This window comes from Streptomyces sp. CLV115 (genome assembly GCF_038448545.1).
GTDB lineage: Bacteria > Actinomycetota > Actinomycetes > Streptomycetales > Streptomycetaceae > Streptomyces > Streptomyces sanglieri.
Map to the genome: position 1 here is coordinate 23,086 of NZ_JBCEWQ010000112.1, position 6,000 is coordinate 29,085.

Annotated in this window: 7 protein-coding genes; 3 read left to right on the top strand and 4 right to left on the bottom strand. The window is 68.7% G+C overall.

Translation table 11 applies throughout. The features are described from left to right. Positions 1–51: 51 nt before the first annotated feature. Positions 52–411, bottom strand: coding sequence for an arsenate reductase family protein (locus AADR41_RS29795; protein WP_342284568.1), 360 nt, complete (start codon positions 409–411; stop codon positions 52–54). Between the two features lie 119 nt (positions 412–530). Between AADR41_RS29795 and AADR41_RS29800 the strand changes: the two genes are divergently transcribed. Next, positions 531–800 carry a hypothetical protein gene (locus tag AADR41_RS29800; RefSeq protein WP_326742355.1) on the top strand — a complete coding sequence of 90 codons (270 nt, stop codon included), beginning with the start codon at positions 531–533 and terminating at the stop codon, positions 798–800. Between the two features lie 87 nt (positions 801–887). On the opposite strand, the gene AADR41_RS29805 is transcribed toward AADR41_RS29800, so the two are convergent. Continuing rightward, positions 888–1,325 carry a hypothetical protein gene (locus tag AADR41_RS29805; protein ID WP_342284570.1) on the bottom strand — a complete coding sequence of 146 codons (438 nt, stop codon included), beginning with the start codon at positions 1,323–1,325 and terminating at the stop codon, positions 888–890. Positions 1,326–1,472: 147 nt separating this feature from the next. Here AADR41_RS29805 and AADR41_RS29810 point away from each other — a divergent pair, with 147 nt between their 5' ends. Beyond that, entirely contained in the window at positions 1,473–1,958 is a 486-nt protein-coding gene (locus AADR41_RS29810) for a hypothetical protein (protein WP_342284571.1), read from the top strand. Positions 1,959–1,991: 33 nt separating this feature from the next. On the opposite strand, the gene AADR41_RS29815 is transcribed toward AADR41_RS29810, so the two are convergent. Both AADR41_RS29815 and glnA read right to left on the bottom strand, forming a co-directional pair. Further along, positions 1,992–2,327, bottom strand: a complete 336-nt coding sequence (locus AADR41_RS29815; protein WP_342284572.1) for a hypothetical protein — start codon at positions 2,325–2,327, stop codon at positions 1,992–1,994. 1,391 nt (positions 2,328–3,718) lie between these two features. After that, complete coding sequence (gene glnA, locus AADR41_RS29820; RefSeq protein WP_326765192.1) at positions 3,719–5,128, bottom strand: type I glutamate--ammonia ligase; 1,410 nt, start codon at positions 5,126–5,128, stop codon at positions 3,719–3,721. A 255-nt stretch (positions 5,129–5,383) separates the two neighbouring features. Here glnA and AADR41_RS29825 point away from each other — a divergent pair, with 255 nt between their 5' ends. Beyond that, positions 5,384–5,851 (top strand): RDD family protein, encoded by a 468-nt coding sequence (locus AADR41_RS29825; protein WP_342284575.1) that lies wholly within the window; start codon positions 5,384–5,386, stop codon positions 5,849–5,851. Positions 5,852–6,000: the final 149 nt, after the last annotated feature.

Here is a 6,000-nt window from a genome sequence, read left to right on the forward strand (position 1 = left end):
GTGGACCGCGCCTCGCGGGGGCTGCCGTAGGCCCCGCCAGGGGTCGGCCGCTCAGCGCCCGAGCGCGTCGCGCACCGCCTCGTCCGTGCGCCCCACGACGGCGGTCCCGTCGTCCGCGGTGATGATCGGCCGCTGGATGAGCTTGGGGTGTTCGGCGAGGGCCGAGATCCACCGCTCACGCGAACCGGCCTCGCGCGGCCACTCCTTGAGCCCGAGCTCCTTCGCGTCGGCCTCCTGCGTCCGCGTGATGTCCCACGGCTCCAGCCCGAGCCGGTCGAGCACGGCCCGGATCTCCTCCGGCGAGGGCACGTCCTCCAGGTAGCGGCGGACGGTGTACTCGGCACCCTCCGCGTCGAGCAGCTGTACCGCGCTGCGGCACTTGGAACAGGCGGGATTGATCCAGATCTCCATGGGGTCAACGGTACGCGAGGGATCCCCGAAAGCCCTTCTGGCCAGGGGCGATTGTCAGTGCCGGGCAGTAAAATGGAGGCAGTTCGTGAGGGTTCCACGATGGTGCCAGGAGGTTGCCCATGGCCGTTGCCGCAGTCACGACCAAGCCGCTCCACAAGCCCCTGAAGAAGAAGCCGCTCCCCGCGGGCCGGCCCCGCGAGTGGTACGTCTCCCACAACCGCCGCCTGAAGGCCATGCGCCTGGCGATCGCCCTGCTCGACACGGGTGTCTACTACCCGTCGACCGCGACCAACGCCAAGATACGTACGACTGCCGAGCGCATCGGCATCCACCCGCCGTCCGACACCACCTGCCGCATGGTCCGCGCCCTGATCCGCTACGGCCGCTGACGTCCGGCGCACCCTGTGACCGTGTCCCCGAGCCCTCCGCGGCCCGGGGACACGGTCACGTACAGGGGCAGCAAGGGGCGGCCGGGCTCAGAACCCGCCGCAGGTGGCCGTGGCGAAGGCCCCGGAGGCGGTGGCCGTCCGGACGGTCCTGTCGTCCACCGTCACCGCACAGGCGACCTCACCGCCCGTTGCCCCGAGGGTGACGGCGAACGAGCCGCCGCTCATGAAGCCCCTGGTCCGCGTCTCCCCGGCCCACGGCAGCGTCCGCAGAGTCAGCCGCGCGGTCGAGAGGTCTCCGTCGCGCCAGGTGGGATAGGTGACGGTGACGTCCCTGGCGGTGCCGGTGACCTCGTACGTGATCCGAAGCGGCTTCGTCCCCTCCCTCGACAGCGCACCGGCCGTCACCTCGACGGCCACGGCGCCGGCGACGGCCGGCACGAGCACGCCCACGAGCAGCACCCAGGGCCACCGCCGCCGACGTCGCTTCCCCCCGGGGGCGCCGACCGTCCTGCGGTGATCGCTCATCCCCCCAGCCTCGTCCGCCCCGTACCGCACCGCGAATCGACACCGCCCTCGGCTCACCCGTCCGGCGTACCCCGCATGCGGCCCGTGCCGCCGCCCTTTTGACTGAGGCGATGGGCGAAGGGGGAGTGGCGAGCGCTGGGAGGCACGATGACGAGGAAAGCCGCGCGAGGTCTGTGGGCCGCACTGCTGACGACGGCCGTGATGTCGACCGCCGCAGCCTGCTCCGACGGCGGCGGCAGCGCATCCAGCACGGCGTCCGAGGCCGCGTCCGCCGCGGCGTCGGCGGCATCCCGCGGCGCCGACGTGGTGGCCTCGGCGACGGCCGCCGCCGGCGAGAAGCTGCACAATTTCAAGAACGGCGTGAACGCCAAGAGCGACGTCGAGCTGGGCAGGCCGAGCACCGACGGCGACGGCCGCGCCACCGTGAAGGTCACCGTGAAGAACAGCGCCGACTCGAAGAAGTCGTACGCGGTGCAGGTCAACTTCCGTGATGCGAGCGGCAATCTGCTCGACATGGTCGTGGTGACGGTCGACGACGTCGGCGCCAAGGCGTCCAAGGACGCCACGGCCCGCAGCAACCGCAAGCTGTCAGGAGAAGTCAAGGCCGAGGTGGGACGGGCTCTGCGGCACTGATCGCACCACACGCACCGCGACAGCGCGCGACTGTCACGAACCGTTGAACGAATCCCCTGGAGTCAGATCCGGCGGCAGAACAGGCACGACGACCGGAGCCGGGGCATCCGAAGGCGTGGGCACCTGGATGAGGAACGGGAAGAACACGATCTCGCTTCCCGTATTCAGAGCCCGCTGCGAAAGCCGGTAGCAGACGACCTCGTCCGGATTGTCGATGAGCGTGTAGCACTTGAGTACCGAAGGTGCGGTCTGGGAATTCTGCTGCGAGGCAAAGGAGCTGCTCGCTGATGTGCCCAAGATTCCGGCGGTCAAGAGGGTGGCCGCCGCTGCGACGCTGATGTTCCGCAAAGTTCTCTTCTTCATGTCCATCAGCTCAAAGGCTCGGGGTGAACTGGAGTTCCCCATCGGCGTGCTGGGGCTTCAGTGGCCTCGGCATCATGAGCTCGACGGGGACGGATTCTCGTACGACCAGAGCTGCTCGTGGAACTGCGACCAGAACTGGGCGTTGGCAACCATCGTATCGTTCGGCCCGGTCTCATGCCGGTCCATTGCGTACGACACCAGCCTCAACTCTCCAGGCAGGACTGGTTGAATCCGGGAAATCCTTCGGTGCGACATCCTCAAGAAGTGTGTGCAAGCTTGAAGAGGAGGGATTCCAGGATTCCGCCTGGAGTTGCTGCTTCCGGTCCCGTCATCGCAGCGGCGTCACGTCAGCGTGACGCCGTGGCTGGGGACTGCTGCTCACGATGACACGTGAGCTGGACAGCGAGAAAGCACAGTGCCGAAAGGGGAAAGCCGTGAGAGGAAAAGTCTTCCTGAGTTCTGCCGCGACAGTGGCGCTTGTCGGGGGTCTGGCTGCGACCGCTGTCGCGCCTGCTTCCGCTGCTCCGGCGCAGGCATGTCGGGTAGTGGCGAACACCTTGACGGGGGAGAACTTCGACCCCAACGCGACCTTCACCGTCTCCCCCGGGGGGATGACGCTGCGCCCTGGTGCTGACGGTCGTATAGGACCGTTCACTGTATCGGGTACAGGCAACTTCGCCGTAGGCTCTGTGGCCTGCGCCGGAGGGGGATCGGCGACATCGGCCGGTGGCGCAGCCGCTGCTGCGGCTGCCGGAGCGAACGCGGCACAAGCGGCGAGAAGCAGGGGCGCCTCCCCGCAAGAGGCGGCGGCGCAGGGCGCGGCGGCGGTGCAAGCCACGGGGAGAAGCCTCGGTCTGTCGCAGACGGTGATAAACCAAATTCAGACAATCAACAACAACAACCTGAACCAAGTCATTGGTTCCACCATCGGCGGCTCCGTCGTCGCGGGGACCGGCAACACGGTCCCTGCGGGCCAGCCGCCTGCGGGTCAGCCGCCTGCGGGTCAGCCGCCTGCGGGTCAGCCGCCTGCGGGTCAGCCGCCTGCGGGTCAGCCGCCTGCGGGTCAGCCGCCTGCGGGTCAGCCGCCTGCGGGTCAGCCGCCTGCCGGTCAGCCGCCTGCGGGCCAGCCGCCTGCCGGTCAGCCGCCTGCCGGTCAGCCGCCTGCCGGTCAGCCGCCTGCGGGCCAGCCGCCTGCGGGCCAGCCGCCTGCCGGTCAGCCGCCTGCCGGTCAGCCGCCTGCGGGCCAGCCGGCGACGAACCTGTAGCCCGGCGAACAGCCAGTGACATGGCGAGAGCCGCTGCCCCGAGGTATGGGGCAGCGGCCCTCGCTGCTGCTGTTTGCGAGATCGAGTTGATCCCATTCGGAGCCCTGGGGCCGGCTCGGCCCACCCCGCCTTCTAGAGGTCGAAGTACAGCTCGAACTCGTGCGGGTGCGGGCGCAGCTGGATCGGGGCGATCTCGTTGGTGCGCTTGTAGTCGATCCAGGTCTCGATCAGGTCGGACGTGAAGACGCCACCGGCCTGGAGGTACTCGTTGTCCGCCTCCAGCGCGTCCAGGACGGCCGGGAGGGAGGTCGGGACCTGCTGGACGTTCGCGTGCTCCTCGGGAGCCAGCTCGTACAGGTCCTTGTCGATCGGCTCGGCGGGCTCGATCTTGTTCTTGATGCCGTCGAGGCCGGCCATCAGCAGCGCGGAGAAGGCCAGGTACGGGTTGGACGACGGGTCCGGGGCGCGGAACTCGACGCGCTTGGCCTTCGGGTTGGAGCCCGTGATCGGGATGCGCATCGCGGCCGACCGGTTGCGCTGCGAGTACACCATGTTGACCGGGGCCTCGAAGCCGGGGACCAGGCGGTGGTAGGAGTTCACCGTCGGGTTGGTGAACGCCAGCAGCGACGGGGCGTGCTTGAGGATGCCGCCGATGTAGTAGCGGGCCATGTCCGACAGGCCCGCGTAACCCTGCTCGTCGTAGAACAGCGGGTCGCCGCCGGCCCACAGGGACTGGTGGACGTGCATGCCCGAGCCGTTGTCGCCGAAGATCGGCTTCGGCATGAAGGTCGCGGTCTTGCCGTTGCGCCAGGCGACGTTCTTCACGATGTACTTGAAGAGCATCAGGTCGTCGGCCGCGGCGAGCAGCGTGTTGAACTTGTAGTTGATCTCGGCCTGGCCGGCGGTGCCGACCTCGTGGTGCTGGCGCTCGATCTGGAGGCCGCTGTTCTCCAGCTCAAGGGACATCTCGGCACGCAGATCGGCGAAGTGGTCGACCGGCGGGACCGGGAAGTAGCCGCCCTTGTAGCGGACCTTGTAGCCGCGGTTGTTCTCGACCGCACCGGTGTTCCAGGCGCCGGCCTCGGAGTCGATGTGGTAGAAGCTCTCGTTCGCCGACGTCTGGAAGCGGACGTTGTCGAAGACGTAGAACTCGGCCTCGGGGCCGAAGTACGCGGTGTCGGCGATGCCGGTGGAGGCCAGGTAGGCCTCGGCCTTCTTGGCCACGTTCCGCGGGTCACGGCTGTACTGCTCGCCGGTGATCGGGTCGTGGATGAAGAAGTTGATGTTGATGGTCTTGTCGCGCCGGAAGGGGTCGACACGGGCGGTCGACAGGTCCGCGCGCAGCGCCATGTCGGACTCGTGGATGGCCTGGAAGCCGCGGATCGACGAGCCGTCGAAGGCAAGCTCGTCGGCCGGGTCGAAGGTCGCCGCCGGGACGGTGACGTGCTGCATCACACCGGGCAGGTCACAGAACCGGACATCGATGAACTTGACGTCATTGTCGGCGATGTACTTCTTCGCGTCGTCGGCGTTCTGGAACATCCAACTCCTCCTACTCCCGGCCCGGGAGGGACGGGGTTGTAGCTCGTGGTGCGGCCAGTGCGGTGGCACACGCTGGACCCGACCATAGGCAGACCGGATTTCTCAAGCATGACCCATTTGTTTCGCAGAAGTTAACCGAGCCGGGTGTGACCGGCACCTCGTGGCCGGTTACGGGCCCCTTTCCCGGCTGTTCCGGGGGCCTGCAGCGGGCCCCCGCCCGGCAGCCCGTCCGGGAGGGCGCAGTACCGTGTTCGGGTGGACAACAGGCAAGCAATCGGATCGTGGCTCTCCGGGCCGCGCGCGGCCGCCGAGGAGATGGGGGCCGACTTCGGCCACCGGGGCAAGCGACTCGGCCTGCCCGAGAACGGGCCGGGTTCGGTGGCACCGCTCGGCCGGCGCTTCGGCGCGATCTTCATCGACTGGGCCCTGTGCCTGCTGATCGCATACGGGCTGTTCGCTCGCGGTGACCAGCAGGCGGCCGGCAACTGGGCGGTGGGCATCTTCCTCGTACTGAGCGTGCTCACCGTCGGGACCATCGGCTGTACGCCGGGCAAGCGAATCCTGGGCATCAGGGTCGTCGCCGAGAACGGTGGCCGGCTGGCGCTCGGGCGGGTGGTCGTCCGGAGCGTGCTGCTGTGCCTGGTGATCCCGGCCCTGGTCTGGGACCGTGACGGCCGCGGCCTGCACGACCGGCTGGCCCGCGCCGTCCAGGTCCGTATCTGAGGCAGAGCGCCACCGGAGGGTCACGGAGCCGTACGGGCATCGGAAGGCATACCCGCAGGACGTACCCGCAGGACAAGCGCACCGGAAGGCGTGCGAACCTGCGGGCACACGAACCGGCAGGCATACGAAGAGGCGGGGGGGGGGGCCCC

What these genes read in the sequence shown, in the direction of transcription:
- AADR41_RS29795 (WP_342284568.1), bottom strand. Translation starts at nt 411, where the DNA reads ATGGAGATCTGGATCAATCCCGCCTGTTCCAAGTGCCGCAGCGCGGTA.
- AADR41_RS29800 (WP_326742355.1), top strand. Translation starts at nt 531, where the DNA reads ATGGCCGTTGCCGCAGTCACGACCAAGCCGCTCCACAAGCCCCTGAAG.
- AADR41_RS29805 (WP_342284570.1), bottom strand. Translation starts at nt 1,325, where the DNA reads ATGAGCGATCACCGCAGGACGGTCGGCGCCCCCGGGGGGAAGCGACGT.
- AADR41_RS29810 (WP_342284571.1), top strand. Translation starts at nt 1,473, where the DNA reads ATGACGAGGAAAGCCGCGCGAGGTCTGTGGGCCGCACTGCTGACGACG.
- AADR41_RS29815 (WP_342284572.1), bottom strand. Translation starts at nt 2,327, where the DNA reads ATGGACATGAAGAAGAGAACTTTGCGGAACATCAGCGTCGCAGCGGCG.
- glnA (WP_326765192.1), bottom strand. Translation starts at nt 5,128, where the DNA reads ATGTTCCAGAACGCCGACGACGCGAAGAAGTACATCGCCGACAATGAC.